The organism is Microbispora sp. H10949 (assembly GCF_014161435.1).
Taxonomy (GTDB): domain Bacteria; phylum Actinomycetota; class Actinomycetes; order Streptosporangiales; family Streptosporangiaceae; genus Microbispora; species Microbispora triticiradicis.
In genome coordinates this window covers 545635-561423 of record NZ_JABBWZ010000005.1, presented here as the reverse complement: position 1 = coordinate 561423, position 15789 = coordinate 545635, and the positions used below count along the sequence as shown (strand labels likewise).

Sequence of the window (15789 nt, the reverse complement as noted above, 5' to 3'; positions counted from 1 at the left end):
CGGGAACGCGGCGGAAACGCCGCCGGGAATCAAGCCGGGGGCGGTCACCCGGGCAGGGAGCCGGTCTCCGGGTCCCGTCCGGTGAGGCAGTAGACCCCGCCGGCCGGGTCGCGCATGACGATCCAGTGCCGCCCGCGCGCCACGAACGCCGCCCCGTGCCGCTCGTGCCTTACGCGGGCGGCCTCGGGATCGGCGCAGGCCAGGTCGACGTGGGCGGTGCGGCCCAGCCCGTCGCCGAGCCGCTGCAGCAGGAGGCGTACGGGCATGTCCGGGCTCCGCAGCACCGTGAACTCGGGCAGCGACCCGGTGAGCGGGGGCCATCCGGTCAGCGCCGCCCAGAACGCCACCTCCTCGCCGTACGCGCCGGGGGCGATGTCGAGGCAGACCTGGTCGAGGCGGGTGGCGGCGAACACGGGCGGCCGCCGGGCCGCTCCCTCCCACGGGGTGAGGCAGAACGCCCTGCCCTCGGGGGAGCGGAGCACGGCCCAGTCGCCGTGGTCGGCCGCGACGGCGGCGCCGAGCGCGACGGCCCTGGTCACCTCCGCGCGGACGTCGTCCACCTCCAGATCGACGTGGGCGCCGCCGCCGTCGCGTACGGCCTGGAGCTTCACGCAGGCGTCGCCGTCCTCCGGCAGCAGCGTGGCCCACTCCCTGTCGCCGCCCCGGCGGGCCGACAGCCGGGTGCCGGTGACGGCGGTCCAGAACGCCGCGCCCGCCGCGAACCGATCACGGGGCCGGTCGACATAGGCCACGATCCAGCGCACCATGACCGGAGCCTAGTCCGCCAGCAGGGGGAGCAGCGCCGCCTCCAGGTCCGCCGGCACGCGGTAGTGGACGCCGGTCATGCCGAGGGCGCTCGCCGCGGCGACGTTCTCGGCCCGGTCGTCCACGAACAGGCACCGCTGCGCGGGCGCGCCCGCGTGCTCGACGGCGATCTCGAAGATCCTCCGGTCGGGCTTGGCCACGCCCACGTCGTAGCTGCTCACCACGTGATCGAAGGCGTCGTGCAGCTCCAGCTCACGCAGGTGGGCGGCCAGCTCGGAGGTCGCGTTGCTGACGAGCACGACGGGGACGCGGGCGCGGGCCCGCGTGAGCAGCGCCAGCACCTCCTCGTCGGCCCAGGTGCGGGCCGTGACCCACTCGTCGATCAGCGCGCCCGCCCGCGCCGCCGAGCCCACCAGCTCGGCGAGGACGGGCACGGCCGACGCCAGCCACTCCTCGCGGGTCACGAGCCCGGTCAGTGCGGGGACCACCAGCGCCGAAGCGCCGGTCACCCGGGCCACCGTCCCCGGCTCCACCCCGTACGCCTGCTCGATCTCCGCCTGCTGCTCCAGGTCCTGCAGTTTCAGGACGCCGTCGAAGTCGCACAGCACCGCGTCGAATGGTCTGCCCGCCACGCTTCAGAGCCTACGCGGCCAGTGCCGTGTAGAAGGCGATGTGGCGTTCTGCGGCGGCGGACCAGGTGTGGCGGGCGGCGAGCTCCCGGCCCGCCGTACGCCTGCCGGGGTCGTCGCCGGCGAGGGCGTCGCGAAGCCCGGAGGCGAGGGCGGGCGGACCGGCGGCGAAGCGCGCGGCCGGGCCGAAGACCTCCCGCAGCACCGGCAGGTCGCGGACCACCAGGGGGACGCCCGCCGCGAGCGCCTCCATCGCGGCGAGGCCGAAGCCCTCCTTCAGGGAGGGGAAGGCGAAGGCGTCCGCGCCCGCCACCAGCGACGGCAGATGGGCGTCGGGCACCGGGCCGAGGACCACCGGGCCGGCGCCCAGCTCCGCCGCGCGGGCCTCCCACCGCGCCCGGTAGTCGCGATAGTCGAAGAGCGTCTCGCCGCCGGCGATCACCAGCCGGACGTCCGGGTGCGTCCCGCGCAGCAGCGCGTACGCCTCCAGCAGGTCGAGCGAGCCCTTGCGCGGCTCGATGCCGCCGACCGTCAGGACGTAGGTCCCCAGGCGGCGGCGCCACTCGCGGACGGCGGCCGGGTCGGCCGACGCGAACCGCTCGGCGGCGACCCCGTTGGGGATCACCGTGGCCCTGATGCCCCAGTCGGCCTCCAGTTCGGCCGCCACCGCCGCCGACACGCAGACGTGCGCGTACGGGGTGACGATCGCGCGCTCGTGGCAGGCGGCCAGCTCGGGGGTGGTGAAGTGGTCGATGTGGTGGACCGTGCGTACGCAGTCGCCCGCCGCGTTGGCGCTGATGCAGTCCTGGGCGTGCACGACGTCGTAGGCGGCGGCGGCCGGGGCGAAGGCCGCGCGCAGCACGGCGATCGACCGCAGCACCCGCGCGCCGACGGACTCGCCGGGGATGTCGGGGAACGGCACCACCCGCAGCCGTACGGCGGGCTCGACCGGGCGGAAGAACCCGGCGTCGCCGCCCCGGCCGAGCGTCCACACCGTCACCCGCTGCCCGGCCGCCGCCAGCGCCTCGGCCAGGGCGAGGGTGTGCACGACCCCGCCGCGCGGCTTGGTCGAGTAGCTGAGCAGCGCGATGTTCACGTGGCGGTCTCCCGGTAGACGTCCGGCCTGCGCTCCCGGATGTGGTGGAGGATGCGCCGGGCGCGGTCGATCTCGGCCGCGACGTCGATCTCGGCGACGGCGAGCCCGGCCTTGGACCAGGTGCGGGCGAGCACGTCGCCGCCCGGGCCGACGACCTTGGCCTGCCCGAGGAACCGCATGCCGCCCATCACCCCGGTCTGGTTGGAGGAGGCGAGCACGACCTGGTTCTCGGCGGCCCGCGCCTGGTCGTACAGGTCGAACAGGCGTGACTGCCGGTCCTGGGCCATCCGCGGCGCGCGGTTGGTGACGCTGGTCGGCCAGGCCGACAGGCAGGCGAGGATCTGCGCGCCGCCGAGGGCGAGGCTGCGGGCCGACTCCGGGAAGGTCTTGTCGTAGTCGATCAGCATGCCGATCCGCCCGGCGGGGGTGTCGAACGCCTCGAACCGGTCGCCGGGCGCGTAGGCCGCCGTCTCGCCCGCGGGCAGGTGCACCTTGCGGTGCAGGCCGAGCACGCCGTCGCCGCTGACGCAGACGGCGGCGTTGTAGCGGGCGTCGCCGCCGTCCTCGCAGAACCCGACGCACACGACCATCTCGGCGGCCAGCGCCGCCACGCGGGCGATCACCGCGTCGTCCGGCTTCAGCGCGGGCGGCAGCGCGTCGGGGTCCGGGCGGCGCAGGTCGGCGAGGTAGCCGCCGAGCGCGGCGTCGGGCAGCACCAGCAGCCCCGCGCCCGCGCCGCGCGCGTCGGCGATCAGCTTGGCCACGCGGGCGAGGTCGAACTCCAGGTCGCGGCCGAAGTGGGCGGCCGCGGCGGCGATCCGCAGCATGCTCACGATCGGCCTTCGCGCGGCGGCCCGTACGTCTCCGGGCGGCGGTCGCGCAGGTGGCCCATCGACCGGCGGGCGGTCTCCAGCGCCGCCGGCACGTCGATCTCCGCGACCGCCATGCCCGCCCCGACGCCGGTCCCGGCGAGGATCTCGCCCCCGGGCTCCACGACCTTCGCGCTGCCGACGAAGCGCAGCGACCCGAACGTGCCGGCCTGGTTCGCCGACAGCCACACGATCTGGTTCTCCAGGGCCCGCGCCCGGTCGAACAGGTCGAACCGCCGCTTCCAGCGGTCCCGCTCCAGATCCGGCGCCGCGTCCGTACGGGACCCGGGCCAGGCCGACACGCACACCCCGATCTGCGCGCCGTCCAGGGCCAGCGCGCGGGCGGCCTCCGGGAACGCCTTGTCGTAGCAGATCATCATGCCGATCCTGCCGACCGGCGTGTCGAAGGCGCGGAACCCGTCGCCGGAGGAGTAGCTGGCGTTCTCGCCGAGCGGCTGGTGGACCTTGCGGTGGTTGCCGAGGACCCCGTCGCCGCTCACGCACACCACGCTGTTGTAGCGGGCGTCGCCGCCGTCCTCGCAGTAGCCCGCGACCACGACCATGTCGCCGGCGAGCGCGGCCAGCCGCCGGATCTCCGGGCCGTCCACGGCGAGCGGGGGAGGCCCCGCGTCCGCGGCGTCGCCGTCGAGGCTGAGAAGGTAACCGCCCAGGCACGCCTCGGGCAGCGCGAGCAGCCGTACGTCGCCGGTGCGGGCCTCCTTGATCAGGCGTTCGGCGACCGCGAAGTCGTCTTCGAGGTCGCGGCCGAACCCGGCGGACACCGCCGCCATGCGAAGGGCGCTCACGCGGTCCCCAATCCGGTCACCGGGCCGCCCACGGCCTTCGTGACCTGTCCGTCGGGCCAGCGCAGCGACACGCCCCGGCCGGTGGTCAACTCACCGCAGACCCGCGCGACGGCCGGGCCCGCGGGCGGCGCCGGCGCGTCCGGCCGGTCCGCCGTGAGCATGCCGAAGCCGGGAAAACAGGTGAGCCAGTCGCCCATGGAGGCGGCGGCCGGGCGCGGCACCGCGGCCACGTCCAGCACGGCCCCGCAGCCGCCCGCCTCGGCCAGCATGCCGAGCGTGCCGGCGATCCCGGCCATCGACACGTCCTTGGCGGCGGCGGGCCGGGCCGCCGCGACCGCGCCGAGCATCTCGCGCAGCTCATCCGTACGGCGGCCGGTGGTGGAGTCCCACTGGCGGCCCCGGTACCCGGGCCGCCAGCCGCCGCCGAGGTCGGCGGTGAGCCGTACGGCGTGGCCCGGGCGCCCGCCGCCTCCCGGCACCGGCCGGGCGGTCCGTCCCAGCGCGGTGACCGACAGTGCGGCGGGAACCCCGAGCTGTGTGTGCCCGCCGAGCACCGGCACGCCGTACGCGCGGGCGGCCCGTGCGAGGCCGCCGATCACCCGGGCGGCGTGCGCGGCGTCGGGCGCGGCGAGCGCGTCGAGCAGCCCGGCCGGGGCGGCGCCCATCGCGGCGAGGTCGTTGAGGTTCACCAGGACCGAGCACCAGCCGGCCCACTCCGGGTCCCGCTCGACCATGGACGGCACGATCGCGTCGCAGGCGGCGACGAGATCGGTGCCGGGCACCGGCGCGCCGTCGTCGCCGACGAAGCCCGGCCCGCCCAGCCGTGCCGGACCGCCCGGCAGGGCGGCCAGCAGCGGGCCGAGCGCCGACTTGGCCGCGGCCGCCTGCGCCGCGATCCGGCCGATCGGGTGGCGCATCAGCACGTGCGGCGCGCCCGCGACCACCGCCGGCCGCACCCGCGCCCATCCGAGCCGCCGGAAGAACGCCTCCGCCCCGGCCCGTACGGTCGCCTCGAACCGCAGCGCGCCCTCCGCCTCGGCGCGGGCGCAGGCCGCCCGCACCAGCGCCGCGCCCGCACCCCCGCCCGCATGCCGCGTGCCGCGGGCGGCGGGGGCCACGACGAGCCGTCCGCCCGTCCACCAGCCGATGTCGGGGCCGTCGCCGGCCGGGCCGAGCCGCACCCCGCCGGCGACCGAGCCGGCGGGGTCCCTGGCCACCAGCACGACCGTGCGCGGGTCGTCGTCCCGGTCGTCGAGGTCGTGGCCCTCGAACAGGCCCTGCTCCCGGACGAACGCCTCCCGGCGGAGGCGGTGGTAGGCCGCCAGCGTCGCGGCGTCCCCGGCCTGCTCGATCCGGATGCCGGTCCGGCGGGACAGCGTGCTGTGGTCGCCGAGCAGGGCGAGGATGTCGGGCGGGGTCTCCCGCGCCGGGGCGCGCGTGCCGCCGTCGAGGTACACGGCCCTCACCCGCCCGCCGCGCTCAGCACGCCGCACGCTCCGCAGGCGGCGCAGCCCGCGCCCTGGTCCGCGCCGCGCATGCCGGCCGCGCGCAGCAGCGCCGCCACGCTCTCGGTGACGTGCCGCAGCAGCCCGGCACCGGGCGCGCCGATCCCGTCGCGGGCGGCGAGCGTGCCCCGCATCGGGCGGAACGGGACCACGAAGGGGTAGACCCCCCGGTCGATCAGCCGGCCCGCGCCCGCGATCAGCTCGCCGGGGTCCTCGCCCAGCCCGACCAGCAGGTACGTCGAGACGCGGTTGCGCCCGAAGACCCGGACCGCCTCGTCCCAGGCGGCCTCGTACTCGCGCAGCGGCACCGACGACTTGCCCGGCATCCAGCGCCGCCGCACCTCCTCGTCCAGGGACTCCACGTGGATGCCGATCGCGGTGGCCCCGGCCTCGCGCAGCGCGCCGATCCAGGCGAGGTCGCCCGGCGGCTCGCACTGCACCTGGATCGGCAGCTCCGGGACGGCCTCCAGCACGGCGCGCACGCACCGCGCCAGGTTCCGCGCCCCCCGGTCGGGCCCGGCGGTGGTGCCGGTGGTCATCACCATCTGCCGGACGCCGTCGAGCCGCACCGCCGCCTCCGCCACCTCGGCGAGCTGGGCGGGCGTCTTGGCGGCGGTCGTGGCGCCCGACCGCAGCGACTCCTCGATTGTGCAGAACCGGCAGCGGTCGGCCTCGCCGTACCGGACGCAGGTCTGCACGACGGTCGTGGCCAGCACGTCGGCGCCGTGCAGCCGGGCGATCCGCTCGTAGGGCACGCCGTCGGCGGTGACCAGATCGTAGAACCGGGGCCTGCGGACGGGGACCAGCGTGACGCCGGTGTCCTGCTCGCCGAGCCAGACCGTGCCGTCCCGCACCGTGAACGGGCTGTCGGGGTTGACCGGGAGCGCGGCGCCGGCGCCGTCCACGAGGACGTGGCCGTCGCCGCTGGGCCCGGCGCCCTCCGGCCGCCGCACGGGGGTGTCCAGCGCCACGCCGCGCAGGGCCAGCTCGGCGCGGGTCATGATCCGTACGTCGGTCACGGCGCTAGAGCTGGTAGGTGGAGTTGATGACGGCGCCCTTGCGGGCGTAGTGGATCAGCGCGTCCTGCACGTCCAGCGGGTGGGTCGGGATGACGCCCTCGATCAGGTCCTCCTCGCGGGCGCCGTGCAGGGACAGGCCGAAGCGGCAGCAGTAGACCTTCCCGCCTTCGGCGATGAACGTCTTGAGCTGGTTGTTGATGTTGTGCTCGCCGGGGAAGGCCGAGTTGCCGGTGGTCGGGAAACCGCGGGTGGCCAGGCAGTTCAGCGAGCCGGGGCCGTAGAAGTAGATGGCGGTCTCGAAGCCCTTGCGCAGGGCGCGGGTGGCCTGGAGCACGGCCACGAAGCTCACCGACGACTCGTGCGCGATGCCGTGGACGAGCGTGAAGTACGACTCGCCGTTCTCGGCCTTGTAGTCGGGGAAGACCTTCGTGGTGCCGTAGATGGTGGAGCCCTCGGGCAGCGACGGGTGGGGGATCTCCTCGATGCTCTTCTTCTCGAGGTCGGTCATGTCGACGGTCACGTGCGTCTCCTTCGAATAGGTGGGATCAGTCGTAGAGAGAGGCGAAGGTGTCGTGGAAGACGAGACGGCCCAGTTCGCCGCCGCCGGTCGCGGCGCGCATCCGGGCGTGCTCGCCCGCGAAGTCGCCCCACGGCTGGTCGCTGGCGAACAGCACCCGGTCGTGGCCGAGGCCGCGCCGCTCGATCTCCCGGGCCAGCCAGTACGGCGCGAAGCCGATGGCCCAGGACAGGTCGGTGTAGACGCGCTTGCCGGCCGCGATCCAGTCGAAGAACCGGGAGCCGGCCAGCTTGATGTGGCCGCTCATCCCGCCGCCGAAGTGCACCAGGTGGACCGGCACGCGGTCGGCGTACCACTCGACCAGGTGGCCGACCTCGTCGATGTCGGAGGCGGCGCCGGGGGAGGTGTGGACGTGGACGACCAGCCCGTGCCGCGCGGCCGCCGCGAAGATCCGGTCGAGTCCGGGCCGGCAGGCGGGGTCGGTGGGACGGCCGCCCAGGAGGAAGCTGAGCTTGAGGGCCCGCACGCCCGCCTCGCCCGCCAGGGCGAGGGCGCGGGCGGTGCGCTCCTCGTCGCGCGGCAGCGGCGAGACCCACAGCCCGGCGCGGACGCGGTCGTCGGCCTGCGCCGCCTCCAGCGCGAGTTCGTTCAGCGCGAAGGCGGCGTCCGGGTCGGGCACGCCGTAGTTGGGCAGCACGAGCGCCCGCTCGGTGCCCTCCGCGTCGAGGTCGGCGATGAGCCGCCTGACGGTGGCGCGGGCGGTGACGTCGGGGTTCACGGGAGGGCCGCCGTAGAAGGGGTGGGCGGGCAGTACGCCGATGTGGCGGTGCGCGTCGAAGACCATGGCGTCACCCGACCGGGAGGGCGGGGGAGAGTCCGGCGGGGGCCCCGGTGAGCACCCCGCACACGTCGGCGAGTCTCCGGGACGCCTCGATGTGGGCGGCCAGGAACTCGGCGTCCCGGCCCACGGCCGCCAACCGGCCCGAGCCCCACGTGTGCTGCCAGGGCAGCCCGAGGAAGTGCAGCCCCGGGCAGCTCGTCACGCCGCGCCAGTGCATCGGGTAGCCGCGCCCGTCGAACGCGGGGATCTCGATCCATCGATGGTCGCGGGTGAACCCGGTCGCCCAGACGACCGAGGTGACCCCGGCCTCCGCCAGGTCGAGGTGACGCACCGGCTCGCCGGGTTCCCAGACCGGGACGTAGCGGGGCTCGGTGGGGGCGGCGACGCCGCGGGCCGCGATGTGGGCGTCGATGGCGTCCTTGATGCCCTCGGCCACCGCGTCGGCCCGGTCGAGGTTGTCCTTCAGGTCGCCGGCGAACTCCAGCCTCGTGCCGTCCACGCCGGTCAGCCGGCCGTACAGGCGCATGCCGTCGCGGGCGAAGGCCCGCAGGTCGATGTCGCGCCCGCCGTCGCGGCCGGTGACGTAGTGGTTGGCGCGCATGCGCACGGCGTCGGCGTCGCCGAACTCGTCGATGCTCCTGGTGTAGTGGCCCATGTCGTGCAGCCACGCCACGCAGTCCCGGCCGCGGTAGAAGCGGGCCACCCGGGGCGCGCCGCCGACCGCGAGATGCACCCGGCGGCCGGCGAGGTGGAGGTCCTCGGCGATCTGGCAGCCCGACTGCCCGGTGCCGACCACCAGGACCTCGCCCTCGGGCAACTGGGCCGGGCGGCGGTAGCGGGAGGAGTGGACCTGCTCGACGCCGGCCGGCAGCCGCTCGGCCAGGCGGGGCAGCGACGGCGCGTGGTAGGGGCCGGTCGCTACCACCACCTGGTCGGCGGTGAGGTCCCCGGCGGTCGTCGCGAGCTCGAAAACCCCGCTCACGGCCCGCCGAAGCCGGGTCACCCGTACGCCCTCGGCCAGCGGCGGCCCGAAGGAGGCGGCGTAGTCCTCCAGGTAGCGGACGACCTCCTCGCGGACCATGAAGCCGTCGGGGTCGGCTCCCTTGTAGGGGAAGCCGGGCAGGTCGCACTGCCAGTTGGGGGTCACCAGGCAGAAGGAGTCCCAGCGGCGCTCGCGCCACTCGTGGCCCACCCGGTTCGCCTCGACGACGACGTGTTCGACGCCGCGCCGGCCCAGGCAGTGGCTGATCGACAGCCCGGCCTGTCCGCCGCCGACGACCGCCACCGGGTAGTGTGCCCCGGCGAGCCGCGGCGTGCTGTGTGCTGCCATCCGGACCTCCAGGCGGTGCCATCGCTCTCGTGACGGCTACTTCAGTCCGGGCGTGTTACCGATCGGCGGCATCCGGAATAAAAAGCGGTTACCGATCGGACACCCTGCGTCACCGCACGGAGTGATGGACACGTCGCACGCGACCCGGGCGGGACCGGGGACGGGCGCATAACCTGGGAGGACGCGACCGGCGCGCGAGGGGGTGGGGCGCGGGATCATGACCGTCACGGTGTTCCTCGGCCTCGCGGCGGCGGCCCTCCTCGGGCTGGGCTTCGTCGCGCAGCAGCACGTCGCGTACACCGAGCCACTGGGCGAGATGCTGCACGTGCGTCTGCTGCTCGACCTCGCGCGCAAGCCGGTGTGGCTGGCCGGGATCGCCCTGATGGTCGGCGGCCAGATCGCCGGCGCGCTGGCGCTGCGGCGCGCCGACGTGGCGTCGGTCGAGCCGCTTCTGGCGACCAACCTCATCTTCGCCCTGGGCGCGGCGGCCCTGCTGTACCAGGAACGCCTGGGCGGGACGGAGTGGCTGGGGGCGGTGCTGGTCAGCGGGGGCGTCGCCGCGTTCCTGGTGGCCGGGCGCCCGCACGGGGGCGGGATGCCGGCGTCGGGGTCCCTGGCGTGGATCGCCGTGCTCGTCGTGGTCGCCGTCGCCGCCGGAATGGTCGTGGTGGCGCTGCGGGTGCCCCTGCAGACCAAGGCGATGCTGTTCGCCGCCGCGGCCGGGGCGTTGTACGGCCTGCAGGACGCACTCACCCGCGGTGCCCTGCTCACGCTGGCGCGGGGACCGGGGGCGCTGTTCGCCTCCCCGCAGCTCTACGCGCTGCCGGTGATCGCGGTGACCGGCATCCTGCTCAACCAGAGCGCGTTCGACGCCGCGCCGCTGCGGATCTCGCTGCCCGCCACCACCGCGACCGAGCCGATCGTCGGCATCCTCCTCGGCGTCGCCCTCTTCGGCGAGCGCCTGCGCGTCGACCCGCCCGCCCTGGCGGGGGAGGTGGGCGGGCTGGTCGCGCTGGTGGCGGGCATCGTGGTCCTCGGCCGCTCGCCGTTCCTGCACAAGTCGGAGCAGGGCCCGAGCGGCCGCCCCGACCCGTCGTGATCAACCCCGTCGTGATCCGCGACGGCCGGCTTCCTCCCGCTGCAAGCCGCCGCCCGGCCGGGCGGCGCTTGGGGGGCGCTCGTGCCGCGCTGAAAGGTACATGGGCGGCGGGTCCGGTTCCGCCCCCCGCACGGGTCGCGGTGTCCCGCTGTGAACGGCCAGGTCGGACGGGCCGTGCCGCGGGCCCGGTGTCCGGGCGGCGGTGCGGCGATGGATCTTACAGACATGAGTAAGGCTTGCCGACTCCAGCCTGTCGGCTACGATCGCAGCAACTCGGGAGCGCTCCCCATCTCGCCCGGAACCCCCCACCGGAAGATGGAGACCCAACAGTGCACACGCAGTCACAGCCCCACGCACAGCTCCACGCACGCCCCCGCGCCCGCCGCTGGGCCCCGCGTCTCACGGCCCTGCTGACCGCGTCGGCGGCCTGCCTGGCCACCTGGACGGGCGCCGCCCTCGCCCACGGCTCCGTCATCGACCCCGCCTCCCGCGTCTACGGCTGCTGGCAGCGCTGGGGCAACGACTTCCAGAACCCGGCCATGGCCCAGCAGGACCCGATGTGCTGGCAGGCGTGGCAGGCCGAGCCCAACGCCATGTGGAACTGGAACGGCCTGTACCGCAACGGCCTCGGCGGCAACTTCCAGGCCGGCATCCCCAACGGGCAGCTGTGCAGCGGCGGCCACGCCGAGAGCGGCCGCTACAACGCGATGGACGCGGTCGGCGCGTGGAAGACCACCACCATCCGCAACAGCTTCACGGTCAAGCTCCAGGACCAGGCCAGCCACGGCGCCGACTACTTCCTCGTCTACGTGACCAAGCCGGGCTTCGATCCGACCAGGCAAGCCCTGACCTGGAACGACCTGCAGCTGCTGACCCGCACCGGCAGGTACGCGCCGAGCCAGAGCTACTCCATCAACGCCAGCACGTCCGGGCGCAGCGGCCGGGCCGTCGTCTTCACGATCTGGCAGGCCTCGCACATGGACCAGGCGTACTTCATCTGCAGCGACGTCGTCTTCAGCTGACGGCGGGGTGAGACGCGGCGGGCCCCGCCGGACGCGAAGTCCGGCGGGGCCCGGAGGACGACCCCGCGTACGGCCGGGGGATCAGCTCGCGGTCAGGGCGTGCCCGTGGTCCGCGTGGGCGCCTGCGGAGGCCGCGGCGGTCCGGGCGGTGGGCCGGGTGTCCGGCCCGGGCAGGTCACGGCTGAAGGCGTAGACGACGGCCGCCGTGGCGATCGCGCCGGTGTTCAGCGCGAGGGCCTTGTCGTTGATGTTCGCGATGGTGTCGCAGGCCTTGTGGTAGCAGGAGTCGTACGCCTGGCCGGCGGTGCCGCCGAACAGCGCCTGCTCCTCGGGGGTCTTGACGCCCTCCGCGCCCGTGAACAGCCCGCCCGCGGGAATCCCGGCGTCGATGAACGGCCCGTAGTCCGACCGCCCGTCGAAGTCGGTGCCCACGTGGCCCTGCCGGATGGTGTCGAAGTACTTCACGAAGAGCTTCTCGATCTCGTCGGAGCCGGCCGGTCCGGCGGGCGCGCCGGTGGCGTCGGAGTCGTCACCGTCGTAGATCTTCAGCGCGTAGTTGGGGGAGGCGACCATGTCGAAGTTCAGATACAGCTTGATCTTCGCCAGGTCGGCCGGCGACAGGCTCGCGACGTAGTGCTCCGAGCCGAGCAGGCCCAGCTCCTCGGCGCTCCAGAAGGAGAAGCGCAGCGCGTTCCGGGTCGGGACGGCGCCGAGCTTCGCGGCGACCTCCAGGATCGCGGCGCTGCCCGAGCCGTTGTCGTTGATGCCCGGCCCCGGCACCACGCTGTCGAGGTGCGCCCCGATCTGAACCACCTTGTTCGGGTCGCCCCACCTGGAGTCGGCGATGACGTTGTGGGTGGTGCGGATCTCGCTGGTGGTGCTCGTCCTGACGTGGACGACGGTCCCGGCGGTGCCGGCCAGCTCCTGGCCGACCGCGAAGCTCACGCCCACGACGGGAATGTGCACGGTGGGCGCGCCCAGCGTGCCCTGCAGGGTCTCGGTGCGCCCCGGCTGGCCCTCGTTCATGATGATGACCGCGGCCGCCCCGGCGGCCTGCGCGTTCTCCGCCTTGACCTGGAAGGTGCAGGTGCCGCGCTGGACCAGCGCCACCGAGCCGGCCGGGAACGAGGCGAAGTCGGCGGCCTCGCAGCCGGAGGTGGAACTGCTGGGCGTCGGCCCGGGCGGCAGCATCAGGTCGACGTTCCGGACGGCGGCCGTGACGTCGCCGGAACCGGAGTAGGTCATCGTCGCGAACTCCCCGACGGTGCTGCCGTCCGGCGGAGTCGGCGCGTACGTCTTCGGGGTCGGCGCGGTGCGCTCCAGCGACGCGGTGGCGTTCTCCTTGAAGAACGGGAACTCGAACGCCTGCAGGGTCACCTTGTAACCGGCCTTCTTCAGCACCCCGGCGACGTAGTCGCGGGAGGCCACGTGGCCGGGAGTGCCGGCGGCCCGGGTGTGACCGTTGGCGTCGGCTATCTGCTGCAGCTTCGTCAGGTGCTTCTTGACCGCGGACGCGACGATCGTCTGCACGACCCCCGCGGGGTCGGGGTCGGCGTTCGCCGGCGCGGCGGGCAGGAGGGGAAGCACGAGGGCGGACGCCGCGACGGCGACTACGCCCCGCATGCCGAGGGTGGCGCGCATTGGGCTCTCCTTCGGGTCCAATGACGATCCGAGACGGCCCAGCAGACTGGAGACCGAGATCGGCCTCCGCTGGACACTGATCGGGAAACTAACCGCGTTCCGCCGATGTGGGAAGGCCCTCTTTTCCGGAGTGTTTTCCGGACGCCACCTTTTCTGGTGAAGAAATCAGCTTTCGGCCGCCCAGTCGAGCAGAGATCCGGCGGTGTCCCAGCGGCGGCTGGAGTCGTCCTCGCCGAGGATGACGCCGACCAGCCGGTGGTCGTGGCGGTCGGCGGCGAACGCCAGGCAGAACCCGGCGGCGTTGGTGAAGCCGGTCTTCACGCCGATCGCGCCGGGCAGGCCGAGCATGTGGTTGGTGTTGGACCAGTCGTACCTGCCGTCGCCGGTCGAGTGCTGCCGGGTCGAGGTGATCTCGGTGAAGACCGGGTCGCGCAGCGTGATCGCCGCGAGGCGGGCCTGGTCGCGGGCGGTGGAGTAGCCGTCGCCGGCGCGCGTGGGCAGCCCGTCGGCGTTGACGTAGAGCGTGTCGTTCAGTCCGAGGCTCTTGGCGGTGGCGTTCATCTTGGCCACGAAGCCGTCCACTCCCGGGCCGTACACGCGGGCCAGGGCGTGCGCGGCGTCCGCGCCCGAGGGGAGCAGCAGCGCGTAGAGCAGTTCCCGGACCGGAAGGGTGTCGCCGGGTTCGAGATCGGCCGTCGTGCCGTCGTTGTTCCAGGCGTACTCGACATCCTCACGCTTGATCTTGACGCGGTCGTCGAGGTTCGCCTCCCGCAGGACGACATAGGCGGTCATGATCTTGGTGAGGCTGGCGACCGGCATCCGCTTGCCGGCGTTCTTGTCCAGCAGTTCCTGTCCCGTGGTCGCGTCGAAAAGATAGACGGCCCGGCCGTACGCGTGCGGCGCCGTGTACGCGGGAAACGCCGTGGTGTGCTCGCGGACCAGAGCGGCCGGGCCGGGAGCGGCCGTGGCGGGCTGCGCGAGCGCGGGCGACGCGACCCCCGTGAACAGGGCAAAGGCCGCCATGGAGACACCAAGGAAAAGCTTACGGGTCGGCATGCGTTTCAGCGTGCCATGACGATTCCTGGCCTTCGGACGATTAATAGCAAAATATTGGCAAAACGGGTGACTAATGTGACTTCTGGGGGTTTAAGGCATAAGTGGTGGTGCGGCGAGGGGCGCGAGTGTGCGGGCGCCGCGGGGCCGGATACGTATTCCTGCCGATGCGCCGGGCCGCCCGGGTTCCCTACCGTCGAGGACGCCGACGAGACCCCGAGGTGAGCCATGCGCGTGCCGACCGCGTTCCTGTCCACCCTCCTGTCCGCCTTCCTGACGGTTGTCCTGGCGGCATCCGTCCTCACCGTCCCCTCCCCGGCCACCGCCGCCGTCGCCGGGGCCGAACCCCCGCCGGGCGGCGTCGACGTCGTCTACCAACGGGCGGTCTTCGGCCCCGGCACGCGCGAGGGCGTGAAGGCGGGGAGGACCCTCTCCTTCGCCGCCCCAGTGGGCACGATCTCGTACACCGACGCGCTCGGCACGAAGAGCTGGGAGTACGCCCGGTGGACCGGCCCCGAGCGGCCGGTCGGGTTCGCCGCCACCGAACTGGTGGCCTCCTGGACCGCCGACGTCCCGGCCGGCAGCTGGCTGCAGGTCGAGATGCGCGGCCGCCACGCCGCCGGGCAGACGAAGTGGTACGTCCTCGGCCGCTGGGCGTACGGCGACGAGGACATCCGCCGCACGTCGCTGCCGGGACAGCGCGACGCCGACGGCACGGTCTCGGTCGACACGTTCGTGGCCGCGGCGGGCCGGGCCATCACCGCGTACCAGCTGCGTGTGACGTTGTACCGCACGCCGGGCTCGGCCGTACGGCCGGTGGTCCGCACGCTCGGCGCGATGGCCTCCGCCGTGCCGGACCGGGAGACGGTCCCGGTCAGCCCGGGCGGCATCGCGTGGGGCGTCGAACTGCCCGTGCCGCGCCGCTCGCAGAACGTCCACGAGGGCCACTACCCGCAGTGGGACGGCGGGGGAGAGGCCTGGTGCAGCCCGACCTCGACCACCATGGCGCTCGGCTACTGGGGGAGATGGCCCAGCGCGCGGGACACCTCCTGGGTCGATCCCTCCGATCCCGACCCCGAGGTCGACTACGCCGCCCGCCACACCTACGACTACGCCTACGAGGGCGCGGGCAACTGGCCGTTCAACACCGCCTACGCCGGGCGGTACGGAATGGAGGGGTTCGTCACCCGGCTGCGCTCGCTGACCGAACTGGAGCGGCTGATCAGGGCGGGCGTCCCGGTCGTCACCTCCCAGTCGTTCAAGGCGGAGGAGCTGCCCGGCGCGGGATACAGCACCAACGGCCACCTCATGGTGATCATCGGCTTCACCGCCACGGGCGACGTCATCGCCAACGACCCCGCCTCGCGGGACGACGACGCCGTACGCCACGTGTATCCGCGGGCCGCGTTCGAGAACGTCTGGCTGCGCAGCACCGGCAGCGGCGGGATCGTCTACGTCATCCACCCGCCGGGCCACCGGCTGCCCGCCACGACCCCGGGCCTGCCGGCCAACTGGTGACCCCGGTGCGGCGGCGTCAGCCGGCGCGCTAGGTGTTCTGCCCATGGACGTCGGTGACGGCGGAGGAGTATTGGCGACC

General features: G+C 74.1%; 15 protein-coding genes. 3 read left to right on the top strand and 12 right to left on the bottom strand.

Features of this window, described 5'->3' with window-relative positions; translation table 11 throughout:
- Positions 1-44 precede the first annotated feature (44 nt).
- Genes HHX40_RS16110 through HHX40_RS16065 form a run of 10 tightly spaced genes read right to left on the bottom strand, consistent with a single transcriptional unit; the run spans position 45 to position 9377 of the window.
- The gene (locus tag HHX40_RS16110; RefSeq protein ID WP_182881196.1) at positions 45-767 is read right to left on the bottom strand and encodes a VOC family protein; all 723 of its coding nucleotides are present in this window, start codon (positions 765-767) and stop codon (positions 45-47) included.
- A 9-nt stretch (positions 768-776) separates the two neighbouring features.
- Positions 777-1397: an HAD family hydrolase gene (locus HHX40_RS16105; protein WP_182881195.1), complete on the bottom strand. Its 621-nt coding sequence runs from the start codon at positions 1395-1397 to the stop codon at positions 777-779.
- Between the two features lie 10 nt (positions 1398-1407).
- Positions 1408-2490 (bottom strand): MSMEG_0565 family glycosyltransferase, encoded by a 1083-nt coding sequence (locus HHX40_RS16100; protein ID WP_182881194.1) that lies wholly within the window; start codon positions 2488-2490, stop codon positions 1408-1410.
- Positions 2487-3317: a carbon-nitrogen hydrolase family protein gene (locus HHX40_RS16095; RefSeq protein WP_259402205.1), complete on the bottom strand. Its 831-nt coding sequence runs from the start codon at positions 3315-3317 to the stop codon at positions 2487-2489. Before HHX40_RS16095 ends, HHX40_RS16100 begins: the two co-directional genes overlap by 4 nt.
- Positions 3318-3319: 2 nt before the next feature.
- Positions 3320-4165 carry a carbon-nitrogen hydrolase family protein gene (locus HHX40_RS16090; protein ID WP_182881193.1) on the bottom strand — a complete coding sequence of 282 codons (846 nt, stop codon included), beginning with the start codon at positions 4163-4165 and terminating at the stop codon, positions 3320-3322.
- Positions 4162-5658: an MSMEG_0567/sll0787 family protein gene (locus HHX40_RS16085; protein ID WP_220499139.1), complete on the bottom strand. Its 1497-nt coding sequence runs from the start codon at positions 5656-5658 to the stop codon at positions 4162-4164. The genes HHX40_RS16090 and HHX40_RS16085 overlap by 4 nt, the downstream gene beginning before the upstream one ends.
- The gene (locus HHX40_RS16080) at positions 5628-6689 is read right to left on the bottom strand and encodes an MSMEG_0568 family radical SAM protein (protein ID WP_220499138.1); all 1062 of its coding nucleotides are present in this window, start codon (positions 6687-6689) and stop codon (positions 5628-5630) included. Before HHX40_RS16080 ends, HHX40_RS16085 begins: the two co-directional genes overlap by 31 nt.
- A 4-nt stretch (positions 6690-6693) precedes the next feature.
- The gene (locus HHX40_RS16075) at positions 6694-7209 is read right to left on the bottom strand and encodes an MSMEG_0572/Sll0783 family nitrogen starvation response protein (protein ID WP_111702059.1); all 516 of its coding nucleotides are present in this window, start codon (positions 7207-7209) and stop codon (positions 6694-6696) included.
- Between the two features lie 25 nt (positions 7210-7234).
- Positions 7235-8050 (bottom strand): amidohydrolase family protein, encoded by an 816-nt coding sequence (locus HHX40_RS16070; protein WP_138460864.1) that lies wholly within the window; start codon positions 8048-8050, stop codon positions 7235-7237.
- Between the two features lie 4 nt (positions 8051-8054).
- Positions 8055-9377 carry an MSMEG_0569 family flavin-dependent oxidoreductase gene (locus HHX40_RS16065; RefSeq protein ID WP_182881192.1) on the bottom strand — a complete coding sequence of 441 codons (1323 nt, stop codon included), beginning with the start codon at positions 9375-9377 and terminating at the stop codon, positions 8055-8057.
- 217 nt (positions 9378-9594) lie between these two features.
- Between HHX40_RS16065 and HHX40_RS16060 the strand changes: the two genes are divergently transcribed.
- On the top strand, positions 9595-10476 hold the full coding sequence (locus tag HHX40_RS16060) for a DMT family transporter (protein WP_182881191.1): 882 nt from the start codon (positions 9595-9597) through the stop codon (positions 10474-10476).
- A 329-nt stretch (positions 10477-10805) separates the two neighbouring features.
- Complete coding sequence (locus tag HHX40_RS16055; protein WP_111702065.1) at positions 10806-11498, top strand: lytic polysaccharide monooxygenase auxiliary activity family 9 protein; 693 nt, start codon at positions 10806-10808, stop codon at positions 11496-11498.
- Between the two features lie 81 nt (positions 11499-11579).
- Here HHX40_RS16055 and HHX40_RS16050 read toward each other — a convergent pair whose 3' ends face one another.
- Positions 11580-13139 carry a M28 family metallopeptidase gene (locus HHX40_RS16050; protein ID WP_182881190.1) on the bottom strand — a complete coding sequence of 520 codons (1560 nt, stop codon included), beginning with the start codon at positions 13137-13139 and terminating at the stop codon, positions 11580-11582.
- Between the two features lie 165 nt (positions 13140-13304).
- Positions 13305-14162 carry a D-alanyl-D-alanine carboxypeptidase family protein gene (locus tag HHX40_RS16045; protein WP_259403603.1) on the bottom strand — a complete coding sequence of 286 codons (858 nt, stop codon included), beginning with the start codon at positions 14160-14162 and terminating at the stop codon, positions 13305-13307.
- A gap of 258 nt (positions 14163-14420) precedes the next feature.
- On the opposite strand from HHX40_RS16045, the gene HHX40_RS16040 reads away from it, so the two are divergent.
- Positions 14421-15710 carry a C39 family peptidase gene (locus HHX40_RS16040; protein WP_182881188.1) on the top strand — a complete coding sequence of 430 codons (1290 nt, stop codon included), beginning with the start codon at positions 14421-14423 and terminating at the stop codon, positions 15708-15710.
- The last annotated feature ends 79 nt before the right edge of the window (positions 15711-15789 follow it).